This is a genomic window from Pseudomonas sp. GW456-L12 (genome assembly GCF_059424045.1).
Genome location: NZ_JBWKZA010000020.1, coordinates 1 through 22,355 on the forward strand (window position 1 = coordinate 1; position 22,355 = coordinate 22,355).

Annotated in this window: 20 protein-coding genes; 11 read left to right on the plus strand and 9 right to left on the minus strand. The window is 62.9% G+C overall.

Annotated elements, in window-relative coordinates:
* Both AC07Y9_RS22015 and AC07Y9_RS22020 read right to left on the minus strand, forming a co-directional pair.
* On the minus strand, positions 1-235 hold a 235-nt coding region (locus tag AC07Y9_RS22015; RefSeq protein ID WP_146021743.1), incomplete at its 3' end, for an NAD-dependent epimerase/dehydratase family protein.
* Between the two features lie 99 nt (positions 236-334).
* On the minus strand, positions 335-1,234 hold the full coding sequence (locus AC07Y9_RS22020) for a LysR family transcriptional regulator ArgP (RefSeq protein ID WP_102678499.1): 900 nt from the start codon (positions 1,232-1,234) through the stop codon (positions 335-337).
* A gap of 96 nt (positions 1,235-1,330) precedes the next feature.
* On the opposite strand from AC07Y9_RS22020, the gene AC07Y9_RS22025 reads away from it, so the two are divergent.
* The 10 genes from AC07Y9_RS22025 to AC07Y9_RS22070 all read left to right on the plus strand — a co-directional run bounded on the left by AC07Y9_RS22025 (position 1,331) and on the right by AC07Y9_RS22070 (position 15,193).
* Positions 1,331-1,732 (plus strand): ACT domain-containing protein, encoded by a 402-nt coding sequence (locus AC07Y9_RS22025; RefSeq protein ID WP_102678500.1) that lies wholly within the window; start codon positions 1,331-1,333, stop codon positions 1,730-1,732.
* Positions 1,733-1,737: 5 nt separating this feature from the next.
* Complete coding sequence (locus tag AC07Y9_RS22030; protein WP_053262430.1) at positions 1,738-2,340, plus strand: LysE/ArgO family amino acid transporter; 603 nt, start codon at positions 1,738-1,740, stop codon at positions 2,338-2,340.
* Between the two features lie 176 nt (positions 2,341-2,516).
* Positions 2,517-3,113: a superoxide dismutase gene (locus AC07Y9_RS22035; RefSeq protein ID WP_007929765.1), complete on the plus strand. Its 597-nt coding sequence runs from the start codon at positions 2,517-2,519 to the stop codon at positions 3,111-3,113.
* 305 nt (positions 3,114-3,418) lie between these two features.
* The gene (locus tag AC07Y9_RS22040; protein WP_007929764.1) at positions 3,419-5,470 is read left to right on the plus strand and encodes a putative bifunctional diguanylate cyclase/phosphodiesterase; all 2,052 of its coding nucleotides are present in this window, start codon (positions 3,419-3,421) and stop codon (positions 5,468-5,470) included.
* 163 nt (positions 5,471-5,633) lie between these two features.
* The gene (locus AC07Y9_RS22045; RefSeq protein ID WP_102678501.1) at positions 5,634-6,977 is read left to right on the plus strand and encodes an imelysin family protein; all 1,344 of its coding nucleotides are present in this window, start codon (positions 5,634-5,636) and stop codon (positions 6,975-6,977) included.
* A gap of 268 nt (positions 6,978-7,245) precedes the next feature.
* Positions 7,246-8,673 carry a di-heme oxidoreductase family protein gene (locus AC07Y9_RS22050; protein WP_102678502.1) on the plus strand — a complete coding sequence of 476 codons (1,428 nt, stop codon included), beginning with the start codon at positions 7,246-7,248 and terminating at the stop codon, positions 8,671-8,673.
* A gap of 30 nt (positions 8,674-8,703) precedes the next feature.
* The gene (locus tag AC07Y9_RS22055; protein WP_053262432.1) at positions 8,704-9,768 is read left to right on the plus strand and encodes an imelysin family protein; all 1,065 of its coding nucleotides are present in this window, start codon (positions 8,704-8,706) and stop codon (positions 9,766-9,768) included.
* Positions 9,769-9,770: 2 nt separating this feature from the next.
* On the plus strand, positions 9,771-10,868 hold the full coding sequence (locus AC07Y9_RS22060; protein WP_102678503.1) for a DUF1513 domain-containing protein: 1,098 nt from the start codon (positions 9,771-9,773) through the stop codon (positions 10,866-10,868).
* A 136-nt stretch (positions 10,869-11,004) separates the two neighbouring features.
* A complete protein-coding gene (locus tag AC07Y9_RS22065; protein ID WP_102678504.1) occupies positions 11,005-12,156 on the plus strand; it encodes an efflux RND transporter periplasmic adaptor subunit in 1,152 nt (383 codons plus the stop codon).
* Between the two features lie 13 nt (positions 12,157-12,169).
* A complete protein-coding gene (locus AC07Y9_RS22070; RefSeq protein ID WP_102678505.1) occupies positions 12,170-15,193 on the plus strand; it encodes a multidrug efflux RND transporter permease subunit in 3,024 nt (1,007 codons plus the stop codon).
* A 59-nt stretch (positions 15,194-15,252) separates the two neighbouring features.
* Here the strand turns inward: AC07Y9_RS22070 and AC07Y9_RS22075 are convergent, their stop codons facing one another.
* The 5 genes from AC07Y9_RS22075 to colR form a co-directional block, all read right to left on the minus strand.
* A complete protein-coding gene (locus tag AC07Y9_RS22075) occupies positions 15,253-15,489 on the minus strand; it encodes a hypothetical protein (RefSeq protein WP_087090164.1) in 237 nt (78 codons plus the stop codon).
* Positions 15,490-15,491: 2 nt separating this feature from the next.
* Complete coding sequence (locus AC07Y9_RS22080) at positions 15,492-16,205, minus strand: lipopolysaccharide kinase InaA family protein (RefSeq protein WP_087090162.1); 714 nt, start codon at positions 16,203-16,205, stop codon at positions 15,492-15,494.
* Between the two features lie 4 nt (positions 16,206-16,209).
* A complete protein-coding gene (locus AC07Y9_RS22085) occupies positions 16,210-16,890 on the minus strand; it encodes a class I SAM-dependent methyltransferase (RefSeq protein WP_007932714.1) in 681 nt (226 codons plus the stop codon).
* 189 nt (positions 16,891-17,079) lie between these two features.
* On the minus strand, positions 17,080-18,360 hold the full coding sequence (locus tag AC07Y9_RS22090; RefSeq protein ID WP_102678506.1) for a sensor histidine kinase: 1,281 nt from the start codon (positions 18,358-18,360) through the stop codon (positions 17,080-17,082).
* Entirely contained in the window at positions 18,350-19,033 is a 684-nt protein-coding gene (gene colR, locus AC07Y9_RS22095) for a two-component system response regulator ColR (RefSeq protein WP_009050537.1), read from the minus strand. Before colR ends, AC07Y9_RS22090 begins: the two co-directional genes overlap by 11 nt.
* 219 nt (positions 19,034-19,252) lie before the next feature.
* On the opposite strand from colR, the gene AC07Y9_RS22100 reads away from it, so the two are divergent.
* The gene (locus AC07Y9_RS22100; protein WP_053262438.1) at positions 19,253-19,996 is read left to right on the plus strand and encodes a phosphatase PAP2 family protein; all 744 of its coding nucleotides are present in this window, start codon (positions 19,253-19,255) and stop codon (positions 19,994-19,996) included.
* Between the two features lie 151 nt (positions 19,997-20,147).
* On the opposite strand, the gene groL is transcribed toward AC07Y9_RS22100, so the two are convergent.
* The gene (gene groL, locus AC07Y9_RS22105) at positions 20,148-21,791 is read right to left on the minus strand and encodes a chaperonin GroEL (protein WP_007932705.1); all 1,644 of its coding nucleotides are present in this window, start codon (positions 21,789-21,791) and stop codon (positions 20,148-20,150) included.
* Between the two features lie 49 nt (positions 21,792-21,840).
* A complete protein-coding gene (locus AC07Y9_RS22110) occupies positions 21,841-22,134 on the minus strand; it encodes a co-chaperone GroES (protein WP_007932704.1) in 294 nt (97 codons plus the stop codon).
* Positions 22,135-22,355 lie beyond the last annotated feature (221 nt).

Genomic DNA, 22,355 nt, shown 5'->3' on the forward strand with positions numbered 1-22,355 from the left:
CCCAGAGCCCCACCGCCCCCGCGCAATGCACCACCGCATCGACGTCGCGACACAGGTCGCGCACCAGGTCCGCGTCGCTCAAGTCGCCCTGGACGAACTCGGCCCCGCGCCGCACCAGATGCTCCACACCTTCGGCCCGACGCCCGTTGACCCGTACATCCAGGCCCTGCTCAAGGGCAAAACGCGCGAAGCGTCCACCAATGAAGCCGCTTGCGCCGGTGACCAGAATTTTCATGACTTGCTCCTAAAAAAACGCAGTGACGAGCTACAAGCTGCAAGCTGCAAGTTGAAAACCAAAGCGCAAGCTGCCCACTTGGAGCTTGTCGCTTGACGCTTATGGCTGCTCCAAGGGCACCAGCCATTGCGCCGAAGAACGCGCCAGGTGCTCGGTGAGCAGGCCCAGCAGTTGGCCACCATTGCGCCAATGATGCCAGTACAGCGGCACATCGATCGGCTTATCTGGCAAAAGCTCCACCAACCCCCCCCGCGCCAACTGGTCGCGCACCTGCAATTCGGGCACCAGCCCCCAGCCCAGGCCGGCCTCGGTCAGGCGGATGAAGCCCTCGGACGAGGGACACAGGTGATGCTCGAACCCGCCATCGCCCCCCAGCGCCGCCAGGTAGCGGTGCTGCAGGAAATCGTCCGGGCCGAACACCAGGGCTGGCGTGCGGGCCAGGCGCTCGGCTTGCACGCCTTGCGGAAAATGCCGCGCAAGGAAGGCCGGGCTGGCCAGTGCACGGTAGCGCATGGCACCCAGCAGCACACTGCGGGCGCCCGCCACCGGCCGCTCGCTGGCGCAGACACAGGCCGCCACTTCGCCAGCACGCATCCGCTTGAGGCCCACGGTCTGGTCTTCGACGATCAGGTCGAGGAGCAAGTGCTGCTCGGCACAGAAGTCGCCCACCGCCTCGGCCCACCAGGTGGCCAGGCTGTCGGCGTTGAGGGCAATGCGCAGACGCTCCGGCAAACCTTCCTCGTCCAGGGCCGGCACCTGGCTCTGCAGGTCGCGTTCGAGCAGGCGTACCTGCTGCACATGGTTGAGCAGGCGCCGGCCGATTTCCGTCGGCGCCGGCGGCGTGACCCGCACCAGCACCGGCTGGCCGATCCGCGCCTCGAGCAGCTTGATCCGCTGGGAAATGGCCGACTGCGACAACCCCAGCACCTGCGCGGCACGCTCGAATCCGGCCTGTTCGATCACCGCGGCCAGGGCGGACAGCAATTTATAGTCGAACATCAGTTTTCCTAATGAGCGATCAGTAATATTGGTTTTTCTTATACAGCCTGCAACCGGAGAATAGCCAGCATGCTTTCTCGTTCAAGGACCTTTTTCATGGCTGGCGAAACCTCCCTCGATACCCTGCTGCGCAGCATGAGCCCGCAGCTCAACCACGGCGACTACGTGTTCTGCTCCATCGCCGATCGCGCGCTGCTCGAAGGTAGCGACGTACTGGGCAGCTTTCGCGAGCAGGAAGGGCTCACGGTGATCCTCGAACGCCAGCAGGCCGAGCGGCTGGGGCTGGGTTTCGACTACGTCGCGGCCTGGATCACCCTGAATGTGCACTCGGCCCTGGAAGCCGTCGGCCTGACCGCCGCGTTCGCCAGCGCCCTGGGCAAGGCCGGGATCAGTTGCAACGTGATCGCCGGCTACTACCACGATCATCTGTTTGTCGGTAAGGCCGATGCCGAGCGCGCCATGGGCGTGCTGCGGCAACTGGCCTCGGGCGAGGAGTAAACGCCATGTGGCAAAGCTACGTTAACGGGCTGCTGGTAGCGGCCGGGCTGATCATGGCGATCGGCAGCCAGAATGCGTTTGTCCTGGCCCAGAGCCTGCGCCGTGAACACCACCTGCCGGTGGCCGTGCTGTGCGTGACCTGCGATGCGTTGCTGGTGGCGGCCGGGGTATTCGGCCTGGCCACGGTGCTGGCGCAGAGCCCGACACTGCTGGCGGTTGCCCGCTGGGGCGGCGCCGCGTTCCTGATCTGGTACGGCAGCCAGGCCCTGCGTCGCGCCTGTTCCAGGCAGAGCCTGCAACAGGGCGAGAACCAGACCGTGCGCTCGCTGCGCGCGGTGCTGCTCAGTGCGCTGGCGGTGACCCTGCTCAACCCCCATGTGTACCTGGACACGGTGCTGCTGATCGGCTCGCTGGGCGCGCAACAGACCGAACCCGGCGCCTATGTGGTCGGCGCGGCCAGTGCTTCGCTGCTGTGGTTTTTCACCCTCGCCCTCGGCGCCGCATGGCTGGCTCCGTGGCTGGCACGGCCGAGCACCTGGCGCATTCTCGACCTGCTGGTGGCGGTGATGATGTTCAGTGTCGCGATCCAGTTGATGACCGCTGGGTGATTTATTCCAAAAGGCTCTGGAACCTCTATCCCACACAGTTGTTGCGTGGTTATGCCGCACCCCCGGTGCTATGATCCGAACCCTGCGCCGCAAAGAGTACAAACTCCCCGGCGCTTGTCTGGCCGCCCGTGATCGGCCTTGCGCTCACCGCAACTGACCTGATTAGGAGAATCATCATGGCTTTCGAATTGCCGCCGCTGCCTTACGCACACGATGCCCTGCAGCCGCACATTTCCAAGGAAACCCTGGAATACCACCACGACAAGCACCACAACACCTATGTCGTGAACCTGAACAACCTGGTGCCAGGCACCGAGTTCGAAGGCAAGACCCTGGAAGAGATCGTCAAGTCTTCCTCGGGCGGTATCTTCAACAACGCCGCTCAGGTCTGGAACCACACTTTCTACTGGAACTGCCTGGCGCCAAACGCCGGCGGTCAACCAACCGGCGCACTGGCTGAAGCCATCAACGCCGCTTTCGGTTCGTTCGACAAGTTCAAAGAAGAATTCACCAAGACTTCCGTCGGCACCTTCGGTTCCGGTTGGGGCTGGCTGGTGAAAAAGGCTGACGGTTCCCTGGCCCTGGCCAGCACCATCGGCGCCGGCAACCCGCTGACCAGCGGCGACACCCCGCTGCTGACTTGCGACGTCTGGGAACACGCTTACTACATCGACTACCGCAACCTGCGTCCAAAGTACGTCGAAGCGTTCTGGAACCTGGTCAACTGGAAATTCGTGGCCGAGCAGTTCGAAGGCAAGACCTTCGTCGCCTAAGCCCGTTTGCAGTCAAAAAAACCCGGCATTGCCGGGTTTTTTCGTTTTACCGGCAAGGGCCAGGTTTGCCGTACCAGCCCGGCGGACCAACCTCTCTATTCAGCTAAAAAATCTCCGCCGTCCCTCAAGTTGCAAGGCTTGGCTACCGACATATAACCGATAAGCGCGGATATGCTGGCTCCCGGCATTCCAACCAAGCCTACAGGTGAAATATCCTGGGCCTGATTGTCCCTTTGACTGCCATCACGGGATTGCCAATACTCATGGCAACTTGACGCTACCCGCACGGAACAAGGAATAACCCTTTGAAGCTGGAACTCAAAAACAGCTTGTCGGTGAAGTTGCTCCGGGTTGTGCTGCTGTCGGCACTGATAGTGGGCGTAGTGCTGAGCTGCGCACAAATCGTCTTCGATGCTTATAAGACTCGGCAGGCGGTCGCTAATGATGCCCAGCGCATTCTCGACATGTTTCGCGACCCCTCGACCCAGGCCGTCTACAGCCTGGACCGCGAAATGGGCATGCAAGTCATCGAAGGTCTGTTCCAGGACGATGCTGTGCGCATGGCCTCCATTGGCCATCCCAACGAAACCATGCTCGCGGAAAAAACCCGTGAGTTGCAGAATTCCCCCAGCCGCTGGCTGACCGATCTGATCCTCGGCAAGGAGCGCACCTTCACCACCCAACTGGTGGGTCGTGGGCCCTACAGCGAATACTACGGCGACCTGAGCATCACCCTCGACACGGCCACCTACGGCCAGGGGTTTATCGTCAGCTCGGTGATCATTTTCATTTCCGGCGTACTGCGCGCCCTGGCCATGGGCCTGGTGCTGTACCTGGTTTACCACTGGCTGCTGACCAAGCCGCTGTCGCGGATCATCGAGCACCTGACCACCATCAATCCGGACCGCCCCAGCGAACATCAGATCCCGTTGCTCAAGGGCCACGAGCGAAACGAGCTGGGGATCTGGATCAATACCGCCAACCAGCTGCTGGCATCGATCGAACGCAACACGCACCTGCGCCATGAAGCGGAAAACAGCCTGTTGCGCATGGCCCAGTACGACTTCCTCACCGGCCTGCCCAACCGCCAGCAACTGCAACAGCAGCTGGACAAGATCCTGATCGACGCCGGCCGCCTGCAACGCCGGGTCGCGGTGCTCTGTGTCGGCCTCGACGACTTCAAAGGCATCAACGAACAGTTCAGCTACCAGACCGGCGACCAGTTGCTGCTGGCCCTGGCCGATCGCCTGCGGGCCCACAGTGGTCGCCTGGGCGCCCTCGCCCGCCTTGGCGGCGACCAGTTCGCCCTGGTCCAGGCCGATATCGAACAACCCTACGAAGCCGCCGAACTGGCGCAGAGCATTCTCGACGACCTGGAAGCACCGTTCGCCCTCGACCACCAGGAAATCCGCCTGCGCGCCACCATCGGCATCACCCTGTTCCCGGAAGACGGCGACAGCACCGAGAAGCTGCTGCAGAAAGCCGAGCAAACCATGACCCTGGCCAAAAGCCGGTCGCGCAACCGTTATCAGTTCTATATCGCCAGCGTCGACAGCGAGATGCGCCGGCGCCGCGAACTGGAAAAAGACCTGCGCGAAGCCCTGAGCCGCGAGCAGTTCCACCTGGTCTACCAGCCGCAGATCAGCTACCGCGATCATCGTGTGGTCGGGGTCGAGGCGCTGCTGCGCTGGCAGCATCCGGAACACGGCTTCGTCCCGCCGGACCTGTTCATTCCCCTGGCCGAGCAGAACGGCACCATCATCGCCATCGGCGAATGGGTGCTGGACCAGGCCTGCCGCCAACTGCGCGAATGGCATGACCTGGGCTTCAGCGACCTGCGCATGGCGGTCAACCTGTCCACCGTGCAACTGCACCACGCCGAGCTGCCGCGGGTGGTCAACAACCTGCTGCAGATCTATCGCCTGCCGCCGCGCAGCCTGGAGCTGGAAGTCACCGAAACCGGCCTGATGGAAGACATCAGCACCGCCGCCCAGCACCTGTTGAGCCTGCGCCGCTCGGGGGCGCTGATCGCCATCGACGACTTCGGTACCGGCTACTCGTCCCTGAGCTACCTCAAGAGCCTGCCGCTGGACAAGATCAAGATCGACAAGAGCTTCGTCCAGGACCTGCTGGATGACGACGACGATGCGACCATCGTGCGGGCGATCATCCAGCTGGGCAAAAGCCTGGGCATGCAGGTGATCGCCGAGGGCGTGGAAACCGCCGAACAAGAGGCCTACATCATCTCCGAAGGCTGCCACGAAGGTCAGGGTTATCACTACAGCAAACCCCTGCCGGCACGGGAACTGAGCGCCTACCTGAAACAGGCCCAGCGCAGTAACGCGGCCATCCTCTGAAGACCCGATTGCGCGCATAAGCCTGATCCAGCGCAATCGCTTCCTGAATAGGAAATATTTACAACCACAACCCTTTACACATAATGCAAATCTTTCGCATTATGTCGCAGTTTTGCGCATCTCCCGCGCCACTCCACCCCTCTCTCGAAGCAGGATGTTCGCCATGATTCGTATGCCTCTGGCTACCGCCAGTCTGTTGGCCATCGCTATTTCCCTCGCCGGTTGCGGCGAAGGCAAAGACCAGGCTGCCGCGCCGCAAGCCGCTACCCCAGCCGCCAGCACCGCAGCCCCGGCCACCGCTCCTGCGGCCGGCAAGGTCGATGAAGCGGCGGCCAAGGCGGTCGTCGCGCATTACGCCGACATGGTCTTCGCCGTGTACAGCGATGCCGAATCCACCGCGAAGACCCTGCAGACCGCGATCGACGCCTTCCTCGCCAAGCCCAACGCCGACACCCTGAAAGCCGCCAAGGCTGCCTGGGTCGCGGCTCGCGTGCCTTACCTGCAGAGCGAAGTGTTCCGCTTCGGCAACACCATCGTCGACGACTGGGAAGGCCAGGTGAACTCCTGGCCGCTGGACGAAGGCCTGATCGATTACGTCGACAAGTCCTACGAGCACGCGCTGGGTAACCCGGGCGCCACCGCCAACATCATCGCCAACACTGAAGTCCAGGTCGGCGAAGACAAGGTCGACGTGAAGGACATCACCCCGGAAAAACTCGCCAGCCTCAACGAGCTGGGCGGTTCCGAGGCCAACGTCGCCACCGGCTACCACGCCATCGAATTCCTGCTCTGGGGCCAGGACCTGAACGGCACCGGCCCTGGCGCCGGCAACCGTCCGGCTTCCGACTACCTGGAAGGCGCCGGCGCCACCGGCGGCCACAACGACCGTCGCCGTGCCTACCTGAAAGCCGTGACCCAACTGCTGGTCAACGACCTGGAAGAAATGGTCGGCAACTGGAAGCCGAACGTGGCCGACAACTACCGCGCCACCCTGGAAGCCGAGCCGGCTGAAAGCGGCCTGCGCAAAATGCTGTTCGGCATGGGCAGCCTGTCCCTGGGCGAACTGGCGGGCGAGCGCATGAAGGTGTCCCTGGAAGCCAACTCCCCTGAAGACGAACAGGACTGCTTCAGCGACAACACCCACAACTCGCACTTCTACGATGCCAAGGGCATCCGCAACGTGTACCTGGGCGAATACACCCGCGTCGACGGCACCAAGCTGACCGGCGCCAGCCTGTCGTCGCTGGTGGCGAAAATCGACCCGACCGCCGACACCGCATTGAAGGCCGACCTGGCCGCCACCGAAGCCAAGATCCAGGTCATGGTCGATCACGCCAACAAGGGTGAGCACTACGACCAGTTGATCGCCGCCGGCAACGACGCGGGCAACCAGATCGTGCGTGACGCCATCGCCGCGCTGGTCAAGCAGACCGGTTCGATCGAACAGGCCGCGGGCAAGCTGGGTATCAGCGACCTGAACCCGGACAACGCCGATCACGAGTTCTGATCAGCGTTGCGGGAATGAAAAGGCGACCTTCGGGTCGCCTTTTTTGTGCCTGGCCTGTAGCCGCTGCCGCAGGCTGCGATCGCCACCGAAGGGGGCGCTGGGTCCAAGATTGCTGAAGGCCTACGGCCTTATCGCAGCCTGCGGCAGCGGCTACAGGCAGGTGCTCCGCTCTTGCCTCAGGTCAAGCGGAACGATAATTCCTCTTATTCAAACTCCCCTGCCCTGTTAGACTTTGCGCCCTTGTTTTGCTCGTCCTGCAGGATATCCGATGCCCCCGTCGCTGCTTCGCTGGTCTGCGCTGTTCATGGCCTTGAGCCTGAGTGCCTGCGATGACGCCCCGCGTTTTACCCAGGCCGAGCCGGGCGAAGCGCGTTCCGGCGGTGAAGCGACCGTGCGCAAGAGCGACCAGAACGCCTTTTCCATGCCGTCGGCCAACCTGTCGCCGACCCGGCGCCTGGACTTCAGCGTCGGCAACAGTTTCTTCCGCAGCCCCTGGGTGATCGCTCCCTCGACCACCACCGCCCGCGATGGCCTGGGCCCGCTGTTCAATACCAACGGCTGCCAGAACTGCCATATCAAGGACGGCCGCGGCCACCCGCCGACGCCCGACTCGGACAATGCCGTGTCGATGCTGGTGCGCCTGTCGATCCCCAATGAGCCGGCCTACGCCAAGGCCATCGAGCAGCTGGGCATAGTGCCCGAGCCGGTGTATGGCGGGCAGTTCCAGGACATGGCGGTGCCTGGCGTCGCCCCGGAAGGCAAGGTGCGGGTCGAGTACGAACCGCTGACCGTGCGCTTCAAGGACGGCAGCGAAGTCGAACTGCGCAAGCCGAAGCTGCAGATCACCCAGCTCGGTTATGGCCCGATGCATCCCGACACCCGCTTCTCAGCCCGCGTGGCGCCGCCGATGATCGGCCTGGGCCTGCTCGAAGCCATCCCCGAGGCGGCGATCCTGGCCAATGCCCAAGCGCAAGCCAAGGCTGGCAATGGCATTGCCGGACGGCCGAACCGGGTCTGGGACGATGCCCAGCAAAAGACCGTACTCGGGCGTTTTGGCTGGAAAGCCGGACAACCCAACCTCAATCAACAAAATGTTCACGCGTTCTCTGGTGATATGGGCCTGACCACCAGCCTGAGACCCTTCGATGACTGCACCGACGCCCAGACCGCCTGCAAGCAAGCCCCCAACGGCAACGGGCCGGATGGCGAACCGGAAGTCAGCGACAACATCCTGCGCCTGGTGCTGTTCTACAGCCGCAACCTCGGGGTGCCGGCGCGCCGCGAGGTTGGCTCGCCACAGGTGCTGGCCGGCAAGAACCTGTTCTACCAGGCCGGCTGCCAGTCCTGTCATACCCCCCGGTTCACCACCGCCGCCGACGCCGCGGAACCCGAGTTGGCCAATCAAGTGATCCGCCCCTACAGCGACCTGCTGCTGCATGACATGGGCGAAGGCCTGGCCGACCACCGCAGCGAATTCCAGGCCGGCGGCCGCGACTGGCGCACGCCGCCGTTGTGGGGGATCGGCCTGACGCAAACAGTCAGCGGCCACACCCAGTTCCTGCATGACGGTCGCGCCCGCAACCTGCTCGAAGCCGTGCTCTGGCACGGCGGCGAGGCCCAGGCGGCGCAGCGACAGGTTTTATCCTTCAATGCCGAACAGCGCGCTGCGCTGCTGGCATTCCTGAATTCTCTTTAACGCCTTCTTACAAGAAACGGGAGCCCGAACATGTTCCGTCCCAAGCTGTTGTTCACCAGCCTTGCCGCGCTCGCCCTGGGCGCCTGCTCGCCGCAGGACCCACAAGCCGTGACCTCGGCGGCCATCGCCAAACAGGTGATCCTGCCGACCTACAGCCGTTGGGTCGAAGCCGACCGCCAGCTGGCGATCAGCGCCCTGGCCTTCTGTGAAGGCAAGCAAAGCCTGGACACCGCCCGTGCCGACTTCCTGCACGCGCAGAAAGCCTGGGCCGAACTGCAACCCTTGCTGATCGGGCCGCTGGCCGAGGGCAACCGCTCCTGGCAAGTGCAGTTCTGGCCGGACAAGAAGAACCTGGTCGGCCGTCAGGTCGAACAGCTGGTCAGCGCCACGCCGCAGATCGACGCCGCCGCCCTGGCCAAGTCCAGCGTCGTGGTGCAAGGCCTCTCCGCCTACGAATACATCCTGTTCGACAGCAAGATCGACATGGCAAACAGCGAGCAGAAAGCCCGCTACTGCCCGCTGCTGAGCGCCATTGGCGAACGCCAGAAGCAGCTCGCCGAAGAGATCCTGTCGCGCTGGAACACCAGCGACGGCATGCTCGCGCAGATGAGCAAGTTCCCCAACCAGCGCTACGCCGACTCCCATGAGGCCATCGCCGACCTGCTGCGGGTCCAGGTCACCGCGCTGGACACCCTGAAGAAGAAGCTCGGCACGCCGATGGGCCGTCAGAGCAAGGGCATTCCACAGCCGTTCCAGGCCGACGCCTGGCGCAGCCAGTCGTCCATGCAGAGCCTGGAAGCCAGCCTCGCCGCGGCCCAGACCGTCTGGGCCGGGGTCGACAACAAGGGCCTGCGCGGCCTGTTGCCGGCCGAGCAGAAGCCGCTGGCCGACAAGATCGACGCCGCCTACACCGCCTCGCTGAAGCTGTTCGCCAGCACCCAGCGTTCGCTGACCGAGCTGCTGGCCGACGACGCCGGCCGCCAGCAACTGAACGATATCTACGACAGCCTCAACGTCGTCCACCGCCTGCACGAAGGCGAACTGGCCAAGGCGCTGGGCATCCAACTGGGCTTCAACGCCAACGACGGTGACTGATCATGCTGCGACGTCAGGCTCTGGCACTCGGCAGCCTGCTGCTGAGCGCCGTCACGCTGGGTGGCTGGACGCTGTTCAAGCACAAGGACCAAGGCCCGCTGCTGCTCTCGGCGCGCGATGACGGCGACGGCAAGCACTTCGCCGTCGGCTATCGCCTGGACGGCACGCAAGTGTTCGCCACCCGGGTTGGCCAACGCTGCCATGACATCGTCAACCACCCGACGCTGCCGATCGCCCTGTTCGTCGCCCGTCGCCCGGGCACCGAAAGCTACCTGATCGACCTGCGCGACGGCACCCTCCTGCAAACCCTGGCCTCGCAGCCGAATAGGCACTTCTATGGCCACGCGGTGATCCACAAGAGCGGCGACTGGCTGTACGCCACCGAAAACGACACAAGCGATCCGGGTCGTGGCCTGCTCGGGGTGTACCGGTTCGAGGGCGAACGCCTGGTGCACAGCGGCGAGATCCCGACCCACGGCATCGGCCCGCACCAGGTGTCGTGGATGCCGGACGGCGAAACCCTGGTGGTGGCCAACGGCGGGATTCGCACCGAAGCGGAAAGCCGCGTCGAGATGAACCTCGACGCCATGGAGCCGAGCCTGGTGCTGATGCAGCGCGATGGCAACCTGCTGAGCAAGGAAACCCTGGCCCAGCAGATGAACAGCGTGCGCCACATGGGCATCGCCGGCGACGGCACCATCGTCACCGGCCAGCAGTTCATGGGCGATGCCCACGAGTCGTCGCAGCTGCTGGCGATCAAGCGCCCGGGGCAGCCGTTCCAGGCCTTCCCGGTGGCCGAGCACCAGTTGCAGGCGATGGGGCATTACACCGCCAGCGTCGCGGTGCACAGCGAACTGCGCCTGGTGGCCCTCACCGCTCCGCGCGGCAACCGCTTTTTCATCTGGGACCTGGACAGCGCCGAAGTGCGCCTGGACGCGCCCTTGCCGGACTGTGCCGGGGTCGGTGCGGTGGCGGATGGTTTTGTCGTGACCTCGGGCCAGGGGCGCTGCCGCCTCTACGACTGTCGCCAGAAACAACTGGAGGCAAAACCCCTGGATTTGCCGGCAGGGCTCTGGGACAACCATTTGCACCTGGTCTAGTTTTTCGCCGCCGCGCAGGATTGGAAAACAGGACTCTGGATGACCGGATTGTCATCTGGAAGCCCCCGAAAAGTCGGAGTAATGTCTTCGGCAATCAGCTTGGTTTTCCCAGCTTCGTTTTCCAAGGAACCGGAATATGCTGCGTCGCCGCATGTTTATCATGTTGGGTGTCGTCCTGCTGATCGTGCTGTTGCTGGCAGGCTACAAGGCCTTCTCCATCTATCAGCAGGTCAAGCTCTTCTCGGTGCCCAAGCCGCCGATCAGCGTGGCCGTGGCCACGGCTCGCGAACAACCGTGGCAAACCCGCCTGCCCACGGTCGGCGCCCTCAAGGCCCTGCAGGGGGTCAACCTCAGCCTGGAAGTAGCCGGGACCGTCAAGGAGCTGCAGTTCGAGTCCGGGCAGAAGGTCACGGCCGGGCAGCCCTTGCTGCAACTCGACAGCGACGTGGAAAGCGCCCTGCTGGAAACCGCCCAGGCCGACCTGGGCCTGTCCCGGCTTGATTATGGCCGCGGCAGCCAGTTGGTGGGCAGCCAGGCGATTTCCCGCGGCGAATACGATCGATTGTCGGCGGTGCTGCAAAAGAACAAGGCCACGGTCAATCAGCTCAAGGCGGCACTGGCGAAAAAACGCCTGCTCGCGCCCTTCAGCGGCACCATCGGCATTCGCCATGTGGATGTCGGCGACTACCTCGCCAGCGGCACGGTGATCGCCACCCTGCAGGACCTCAGCAGCTTGTACGTGGACTTCTTCGTCCCGGAACAGGCCGTGCCGAAAATCGCCCTGGGCCAATCGGTCAGCGTGATGGTCTCCGCGTATCCGGCGGAACAGTTCACCGCCACCATCAGCGCCATCAACCCCAAGGTCGAAGACACCACGCGCAACGTGCAGGTGCGCGCCACCCTGGCCAACCCCGACGGCAAGCTGCTGCCGGGCATGTTCACCAACCTGCAGGTGCTACTGCCCGATCCGCAGCCCCGGGTGGTGGTACCGGAGAGCGCCATCACCTACACCCTGTACGGTAACTCGCTGTACGTGGTGGCCGAGAAAAAGGCCGCCGATGGCAGCCCGGAGAAAGACGACAAGGGCCAGCCGGTGCTGATCGCCGAGCGGCGCTTCATCGAAACCGGCGAACGGCGCAACGGCCTGGTGCTGATCAACAAGGGCGTGCGCAGCGGCGAACAGGTGGTGAGCGCCGGGCAAATCAAGCTGGACCATGGCGCCCACATCGCCATCACCCCGGACAAGATGCTGCCCCCCGAACAGAGCGGCCAGCCACGCGCGAACTGATCAAGGAATCCTCATGGCTTTTACAGATCCGTTCATCCGTCGTCCGGTCCTGGCCACCGTGGTCAGCCTGCTGATCGTGCTGCTGGGCTTCCAGGCCTGGAGCAAACTGCCGCTGCGCCAGTATCCGCAAATGGAAAACGCCCTGATCACGGTGACCACCGCCTACCCCGGGGCCAACGCCGAGACCATCCAGGGCTATATCACCCAACCGATGCAGCAGAGCCTGGCCAGTGCCGAGGGCATCGACTACATGACCTCGGTCAGTCGCCAGAACTTCTCGGTGATCTCGGTCTACGCCCGCATCGGCGCCAACAGCGACCGCCTGTTCACCGAGCTGCTGGCCAAGGCCAACGAGGTGAAGAACAAGCTGCCCCAGGACGCCGAGGACCCGGTGCTGAGCAAGGAAGCCGCCGACGCCTCGGCGCTGATGTACATCAGCTTCTTCAGCCAGGAGTTGAACAACCCACAGATCACCGACTACCTGTCGCGGGTGATCCAGCCGAAGCTGGCAACCCTGCCGGGCATGGCCGAGGCCGAGATCCTCGGCAACCAGGTGTTCGCCATGCGCCTGTGGCTGGACCCGGTCAAGCTCGCCGGCTACGGCCTGAGCGCCGGCGACGTGACCAGCGCGGTACGCCGCTACAACTTCCTGTCCGCGGCCGGTGAGATCAAGGGCGAGTACGTGGTCACCAGCATCAACGCCAGCACCGAACTGAAATCCGCCGAAGCCTTCGCCGCCATTCCCCTGCGGACCGAGGGCGACAGCCGGGTGCTGCTCAGCGACGTGGCACGGGTCGAGATGGGCGCGGAGAACTACAACGCCATCAGCTCCTTTGGCGGCATTCCTTCGGTCTATATCGGCATCAAGGCAACCCCCAACGCCAACCCGCTGGACGTGATCAAGGAAGTGCGCAAGATCATGCCGGAGCTGGAGGCCCAGTTGCCGCCCAACCTCAAGTCGGAGATCGCCTACGATGCCACGCTGTTCATCCAGGCCTCGATCAACGAGGTGGTGAAGACCCTGTTCGAAGCCGTGCTGATCGTGATCGTGGTGGTGTTCCTGTTCCTCGGCGCACTGCGTTCGGTGGTGATCCCGGTGGTCACCATTCCGCTGTCGATGATCGGCGTGATGTTCTTCATGCAGTTGATGGGCTACTCGATCAACCTGCTGACCCTGCTGGCGATGGTGCTGGCCATCGGCCTGGTGGTGGACGACGCGATCGTGGTGGTGGAAAACATCCACCGCCATATCGAGGAAGGCAAGACGTCGCTGGACGCGGCCCTCGAAGGCGCCCGGGAAATCGCCATGCCGGTGGTGTCGATGACCATCACCCTGGCGGCGGTCTACGCCCCCATCGGCTTCCTGCAGGGGCTCACCGGGGCGCTGTTCAAGGAGTTCGCCCTGACCCTGGCCGGCGCGGTGGTGATTTCCGGCATCGTCGCCCTGACCCTGTCGCCGATGATGTGCGCCCTGCTACTGCGCCACGATGAAAACCCCAGCGGCCTGGCCCACCGCCTCGACCTGATTTTCGAAAGCCTCAAGCGTCGCTACCAGAGCCTGCTGCATGGCACCCTCAACACTCGGCCGGTGGTCCTGGTGTTCGCCCTGATCGTGCTGTGCCTGATCCCGGCCCTGCTCAAGTTCACCAAGTCGGAACTGGCCCCGGACGAGGACCAGGGCATCATTTTCATGATGGCCACCGCGCCCCAGCCGGCCAACCTGGATTACCTCAACGCCTACACCGACGAGTTCCTGGAGATCTTCAAGACGTTCCCCGAGTACTACTCCTCGTTCCAGATCAACGGCTTCAACGGCGTGCAATCGGGTATCGGCGGCTTCCTGCTCAAACCCTGGAACGAGCGCAAGCGCACGCAGATGCAGATCCTGCCCGAAGTCCAGGCCCGGCTCGCGGGCATCGCCGGGCTGCAGGTCTTCGGTTTCAACCTGCCGTCCCTGCCGGGCACCGGCGAAGGGCTGCCATTCGCCTTCATCATCAATAGCCCCAACGATTACGAGTCGCTGCTGGAACTGTCCGACCGGGTGAAGAAGCGCGCCATGGAATCGGGCAAGTTCGCCTTTGTCGATATCGACCTGGCCTTCGACAAGCCGGAAGTGGTGGTCGACATCGACCGCGCCAAGGCCGCGCAAATGGGAGTGTCGATGCTGGACCTGGGCGGGACCCTGGCCACCTTGCTCGGCGAGGCGGAAATCAACCGTTTTACCATCGAGGGACGCAGCTACAAGGTCATCGCCCAGGTCGAACGGCCTTATCGCGACAACCCCGAATGGCTGAACAACTACTACGTGAAAAACGCCAAGGGCGAGGCGCTGCCGCTGTCGACCCTGATCAGCGTCCACGATCGGGCCCGGCCTCGGCAGCTCAACCAGTTCCAGCAACTCAACGCCGCGACTATTTCCGGATTCCCGGTCGTGAGCATGGGTGAAGCGATCGATACCGTGCGCCAGATCGCCGAGGAAGAAGCCCCGCCGGGCTATGCCTTCGACTATGCCGGGGCCTCACGACAGTTCGTCCAGGAGGGCAGCGCGCTGTGGGTGACCTTTGGCCTGGCGCTGGCGATCATTTTCCTGGTGCTGGCGGCGCAGTTCGAGAGTTTCCGCGATCCGGTGGTGATCCTGGTGACGGTGCCGCTGTCGATCTGCGGGGCCTTGATCCCACTGTTTCTCGGTTGGTCGAGCATGAACATCTATACCCAGGTCGGGCTGGTGACCCTGATCGGCCTGATCAGCAAGCACGGAATCCTGATCGTCGAGTTCGCCAACCAGCTGCGCAAGGACCAGGGACTGACGCCGCGCGAGGCCGTGGAAGCCGCCGCGGCCATTCGCCTGCGGCCGGTATTGATGACCACCGCGGCGATGGTCTTCGGCATGGTGCCGCTGATCCTGGCCACGGGTGCCGGCGCGGTCAGCCGGTTCGACATCGGCACGGTGATCGCCACGGGGATGTCGATCGGCACCCTGTTCACCCTGTTCGTGCTGCCTTGCATCTACACCCTGCTGGCCAGGCCAGACAAGTGAAGGACGCGCAATAAAAAAGGCCTAGCGATGCGAGGCCTTTTTATCGGGCTTGATGGTATTCAACTCTGTGGCCTCATTCCCTGAGTCAGGCCGAACATGAACAACAAAAGATCCTGATCGGGTCTGGCCGCCGTACTTGTCTTGGGCACTTTGGCGACCCGTGGCAGAGGACAGTGCGCCCCCGCCTGTGTACTACTGAGGACTTCCATGCGTGGCTGCTCCCATGCAGCCACCGCCAAGGATGCAACTGCCAAGGCTCCTACTAAAAACAAACCTCGTGCAATTTCGAGCTTCATCACTATAAGCCTTTGATAGCGCTGCCAAACGCCGTTCTATAAAAATAGTAGAGTTTGTCCCAGTCCGTGGTGCTCCACGACGAGTGGCGCCGCAATTGTTTGATGTCATGGGCCGCAGCCCGTTTAGCGGTCAGGCGTTGGCGGCATTTCTCGAAATCCAGCAGCGCGATATCCACTTTCGCCGCTTCGCCCTCACCCATGACCCGCACGAACACATGCTTGCTATACAGGCAGCCATGCTGCCAGCGGCCCCGGTGCATGCGCGCCAGCGTGGCCGCCAGTTCCTTGAGCACACGCTCATGCAGGGCCTCGCCGTGGCGCTCGCGCTCGCCAGCGGCGTACCAGTGGTCGATTTCCACGAAGCCATCCAGAGCCTCGGTCACCAGCAAGGCACGCCACTGGCCCTGGGAATCACGCTGCGCACCGCAGAACACCAGGTGCGGCACCGCCACGTTGAGCTGGCTCAGGCCCTTGAGCGCATCCTGCTCGCGCAGCACCGTGGGGCGGCCGAAGGGGTGCAACCAGCTGCGATAGATATGGCCGATCTGGCGCTTGGCATACAGCACACGCCCGTCAGTGCCCGGAAGACGTTGAACGCCACTTTCCCCGCCGCGACGCTGATTGGGCTCTTCGACCCACTCCCCCTGTTGACTCCAGAAGTAGTCGAAACGGTCTGCAGCAGCGACTTCCATTTCCGGTGCACATTCAACGGCCATCCTGTTACCTCTTGCGTAATACGTAGACTCGCCACATGGCGTAGAGCGGAAAAAAGTCCAGATGATCCTGAACGCGAAACCCGGCCTGCTTGAATTCTTCTTCAACCGTGGCAGCCGGTAACACAAAACGGTTCTGGTAACCTTCCTGCCCGGATTCCTCCTTGCGCCGCACTTCCATGCGCTTGCGTTTCCAGGCCTTGAAATTGCCATCGACCCACAGTGAAACGATCACGCTGTCCCGGGTAACCCGCTGGAACTCCCGGAGCAGAGCCAGGCGATGGGACGACTCGCCAATGTGGTGCAGCAGCCGCATGCAGAAAATGCTGTCGACGGCGTTATCCGGCAAGTCGATGTCGAAGGCAGACGTCTGCAAGGGTTGTACCCGTTTCACCACGTCAGCCGGTTGCGCCACCGTGGCGATCTTCAACATCGCCGCGGAATTGTCCGCACCGATGATCACGCGGTTGGGTTTCTCCGCCAGCAACGGCCAGAAACGCCCGGCACCACAGGGCAGGTCAAGCACCAGCCCCGGCTCTCCGGCCATGGCCAGCGCCGCACGCGCCAACTGCTCGTCGCGCTTGTGGGACAGACGGCGAGCGACGCCATCCTGATGCTTGAGCAGATACTCCTGAGCGTGCTGTTCGTCGTACTTCTCGGAAAATTCCAGCTTGATCGGGGGCGCCATCACACAGTCTCCTGAATCTGATGGCCCCACCTTAGGCAGCGGCTTGTCAGCGTCAGGTCATGTCTTTGTGAAAACTTCGTCCGGTCCAGAGCGGAAATATTTCAGAGTTTTACAGGCTCCCATAAGTGGCCTGGGGCCATCAACCGGGGAAATTTCCGTGACGGCCCACGCAGCAGTCATGGAGACCCATCATGCAGCGCGGCAGTTCAATTCGACATGAAACCGGCAGCCGTTGGGTTCCATGGTGCTGAGACTGACGCTCCAGCCCTGGTCCTCGCAGATCCGCTGCACCAGCGACAGTCCCAGGCCCAGGCCCTCGCCGCGCTTCTCGTTGCCACGCACGAAAGGCTCGAACATCGCCTCGCGTTTCTCCTCGGGAATGCCCACACCGCTGTCCTCGACCACAAAGCCGCTCGGCTCAAGGCTCAAGCGAATGAAGCCGTGCTCGGTGTAGTGCAAGGCATTACGCAGCAGGTTGCCCATCACCGCGTGCAAAAAGGTGGCGTTATAGCGGGTGTCCAGCGGTTGGCCGGCGTCGAAGATCAGCTCCAGGCCCTTTTGCCGGATCGGTCCGCCCCACAGGCCCACCAGGTCCTCGGCCACCTGGCTCAAGGTCGCCTGGGGCGACATGCCGCCGTCTTCGCGCTGGGCGCGGGCCAGCATCAGGAAGGTCTGGACCAGCTCGCGCATTTCGCCGCACGCCCGGGCGATACGCTCGACCTGCGCCCGACCTCGCTGATCGATCGCCGGGTTTTCCAGCAACAGCTCGCAGGAGCTGGCCAGTACCATCAGCGGCGTACGCAGTTCGTGGCTGACATCGCTGGTGAACAGGCGCTCGCGGTTCAGGGCCTGGCGCAAGCGCCCCAGGGTGGCGTCGAAGGCCACCGCCAGCTCCCCCACTTCGTCGGCCGCGTAGTCCGGTGCCAATGGCGGCGCCAGCCCCAGCAGCTGGTCGCGATGGCGCACCTGCCGCGCCAGTCTCACCACCGGCGCCATGACCCGGCGCGCCAGCACCCAGCCGAGGAACACCGCCAAGGCCAGGCTCAGCACAAAGCCCACCAGCACCACCGCGAAGAGCACCCGTTCGCGCTCTTCGAAATCACTCTGGTCCTGCAGCAGCACATAGCGTCGACCGTCGACCACTTCGACCATGGCGTGATACGACAGCTGTTCGCGGAAGACCTCATGAAAGCCCGGATCCAGATGCCGCAGATCCTTGGGCAGCTCGAAATCGCCGCGCCCGCCGCTGAAATAAAACAGCTGGTCCGGCTCGGGACGGTGGCTCCAGTCGGAAACGTTGTCCATCAACAGCAGACGCTGAAGGTCGCCCCCCAGGCCCGCGGAAATCAGCTTCTCTTCCACCAGGTGCACCGTCGCCACGATACCCAGGGCGAAGGCTCCAGCGACCAGCGCGCTCATCAGCGCAAAGGCGATGATGATCCGCTGGGAAAGGCTTTGCTTAAACTCCATCACGACCCTCGGCCAGGCGGTAACCGACACCGTGCACGGTATGCAGCAACGGTTTGCCGAACGGCTTGTCGATCACCTGGCGCAATTGGTGGACATGGCTGCGCAGGCTGTCGCTGTCCGGGCAGTCGTCGCCCCACAGCGCCTCTTCGAGAATTTCCCGGCGCAGCACATGGGGGCTCTTCTGCATCAGCACCGCCAGCAACTTGAGCCCCACGGGGTTGAGCTTGAGCAGGCGCCCTTCGCGGGTGACCTCCAGGGTGTCGAGGTCATAACTCAGGTCGCCGACCTGCAGGGCCCGGCGCCCGCCGCCCTGGGTACGGCGCATGACCGCCTCGACGCGCGCGGCCAGCTCGGACAAGGCGAAGGGCTTGACCAGGTAATCGTCGGCCCCGGACTTGAAGCCCTGCAGGCGATCGTCCAGTTGATCGCGGGCGGTGAGCATGATCACCGGTGTATCGCGGCGGGCATCTTCGCGCAGGCGCTTGCACAGGGTGTAACCGTCGATACCCGGCAGCATGATGTCGAGCACGATCAGGTCGTAATGTTCGGTGGCGGCCAGGTGCAGGCCCGACAGACCGTCCTGGGCGCAGTCCACGGTGTAGCCTTTTAGCCCCAGGTAGTCGGCCAGGTTGGCCAGAATATCGCGGTTGTCTTCAACCAGTAGAATTCGCATGGGCACTCTCTCCGCACACAGTTACGGCCGTCTTGGCTCGCGCAGCTTAAGGCCAAGCGTGGCTGACGGCTAGGGTTGTTCAAGCCCCCGCGGCGAATGCCGCCGCAGGGTTCCAGGGCCTTGACGAGTTTTTCACCCAGGGTTCACACGCTGACGACAAGGGCCGCTCCAGACTCCGCGGGAACCCGCGACCGCAACGCTTCCCTCGAAGGACTTTCCATGGCTTTGACCCTCGCCCGCCCCGCCTCCAGAGCGCTGAACTGGTGGATCTGCCTGGGCATACCCGCCCTGGCTGCCGTCATCCTGCTGCTGCTTGAACTGACCACCCTGGACATGGATCTGGCCCGGTACTTTTATGACCCCGCCGCTGGCGGTTTCATCGGCGGCCACAGTTATTTCCTGGAAAATATCCTGCATGACCGGGCCAAGCAGCTGGTCATCGTCTTTTCGGTGCTGGCCATTGTCGGCTTCATCGGCGCCTTCTTCGTCCAGCGTCTCAAGCCGTTCAAGCGCGAGCTGGGTTGCCTGGTGCTGTCCCTGGGCCTGGCCACCGCCTTTGTCACCCCGGTCAAGGCGGTCACCGCCGTGCAGTGCCCGTGGAGCCTGAAAGAGTTCGGCGGCAAGGAAACCTACAGCGAACTGCTCAGCCCCCGGCCAGCGACCGACAAGCCTGGTCGCTGCTGGCCAGGCGGCCATGCCGCCACCGGTTTCACCCTGTTCGCGCTGTTTTTTGTCCTGCGTGATCGCCGCCCGCGCCTGGCGCGCAAGGCGCTGGTGTTCGCCTTTGCCCTCGGCACGGTGTTCTCGGTCGGGCGCATGCTGCAGGGCGCGCACTTCTTCTCCCACAACGTCTGGACCGCGATCTTCTGCTGGCTGATCTGCCTGGGGGCGTACTACTTCATTCTCTATCGACCGGCAGCCAAGGCCGAGCCGGTGATGGAGACGGAAGCGGTGAAGGCCTGAGGTCTTTTCGCGAGCGAGCCCTCCCTACAAAACCACGCACACCTGTAGGAGCGCGCTGCTCGCGGCGATGGCCCAGGTAAAAACTCCCACCCATAAAAAAGCCCCGCCGGCTTTCGCCGGCGGGGCTTTTTCGTACAGGGGTAAGGCTGGCTTACATCATGCCGCCCATGCCACCCATGCCGCCCATGTCTGGCATGCCGCCAGCTGCAGGCTTGTCTTCAACGATTTCAGCAACAGCCGCTTCGGTGGTCAGGATCAGACCGCCGATGGAGGATGCCGCTTGCAGCGCCGAACGGGTCACCTTGGTTGGGTCCAGGATGCCCATTTCGATCATGTCGCCGTATTCGCTGGTAGCAGCGTTGTAACCGTAGTTACCTTCACCCTGCTTGACCTTGTCGACCACTACGCTTGGCTCGTCGCCGGAGTTGGCAACGATCTGGCGCAGAGGTGCTTCGACAGCGCGACGCAGAACAGCGATACCCACGTCCTGGTCGGCGTTGTCGCCTTTCAGGCCGCTGATCGATTGCAGGGCACGGATCAGGGCTACGCCACCGCCAGGTACCACGCCTTCTTCAACGGCTGCACGGGTAGCGTGCAGGGCGTCTTCAACGCGGGCTTTCTTCTCTTTCATTTCAACTTCGGAACCGGCGCCAACCTTGATCACCGCAACGCCGCCGGACAGCTTGGCCAGACGCTCTTGCAGTTTTTCACGGTCGTAGTCGGACGAAGTGTCGGCCACTTGTTGACGGATCTGGGTCACACGAGCCTGGATGTCCGCTTCAACGCCAGCACCGTCGATGATGGTGGTGTTTTCTTTGGACAGGATCACGCGCTTGGCGTTACCCAGGTGCTCCAGGGTGGTGCTTTCCAGGCTCAGGCCGATCTCTTCGGAGATGACGGTACCGCCGGTCAGGACGGCGATGTCCTGCAGCATGGCCTTGCGACGGTCGCCGAAGCCTGGTGCCTTGACGGCAGCGACTTTGACGATGCCACGCATGTTGTTCACAACCAGAGTCGCCAGGGCTTCGCCTTCAACGTCTTCAGCCACGATCAGCAGTGGGCGGCCGGCTTTGGCAACGGCTTCCAGCACTGGCAGCATTTCCCGGATGTTGGAGATCTTCTTGTCCACCAGCAGGATCAGCGGGCCGTCCAGCTCGGCGACCATGGTGTCCGGCTTGTTGATGAAGTAAGGGGACAGGTAGCCACGGTCGAACTGCATGCCTTCAACGACAGACAGTTCGTTTTCCAGGCCCGAGCCTTCTTCAACGGTGATCACGCCTTCTTTACCGACTTTTTCCATGGCTTCGGCAATGATGTCGCCGATGGAGTTGTCGGAGTTGGCGGAGATGGTGCCGACCTGAGCGATGGCCTTGGAATCGGCGCATGGCTTGGACAGACCTTTCAGCTCTTTGACGATGGCGATGGTCGCCTTGTCGATGCCGCGTTTCAGGTCCATCGGGTTCATGCCGGCAGCGACGGCTTTCAGGCCTTCGTTGACGATCGACTGAGCCAGTACGGTGGCGGTGGTGGTACCGTCGCCGGCGTCATCGTTGGCACGGGAAGCAACGTCTTTTACCAGCTGCGCGCCCATGTTTTCGAAGCGATCTTTCAGCTCGATTTCTTTGGCGACGGAAACGCCGTCCTTGGTGATGGTCGGAGCGCCGAAGCTCTTCTCGATGATCACGTTACGGCCTTTCGGGCCCAGGGTCGCTTTTACCGCGTCAGCCAGGACGTTAACGCCGGTGAGCATTTTCTTGCGGGCGGAGTCGCCGAATTTAACTTCTTTAGCAGCCATGATCGATATTCCTTAAATACTTTGTAGTAACGGGAAAATGAGCGGGTAATCAGCCTTCGATAACGGCGAGAATTTCGTTCTCAGCCATTACCAGCAGGTCTTCGCCGTCTACCTTCACAGTGTTGCTGCCGGAGTAAGGGCCGAACACAACCTTGTCACCCACTTTCACGGCCAGCGCACGTACTTCACCGTTTTCCAGAGCGCGGCCTGGACCTACAGCAAGAACTTCACCGGTGTTGGCTTTTTCAGCAGCCGAACCTGGCAGAACGATACCGCCAGCGGTTTTCTTCTCTTCTTCGCTGCGACGGATAACGACGCGGTCATGCAGAGGACGAAGCTTCATTGTCGATCTCTCCTAATTATGGTTTTCAGCGGCCGGTGTCGTTACCGGCGGGTTAACAAATCCGGCGTGGCCGGTTGCGGCTCGACGAGCGAGACGCGGAAGTCTGTCTGGTGTCGCCACCAGAAACCTTGCGGTGACCGATACATGTGGGCGCATATGCTTATTACAAGGGCTGCCCAGTGATTTTTTTTAGATTTTCAGTCGGGCAAAACGAACACGGC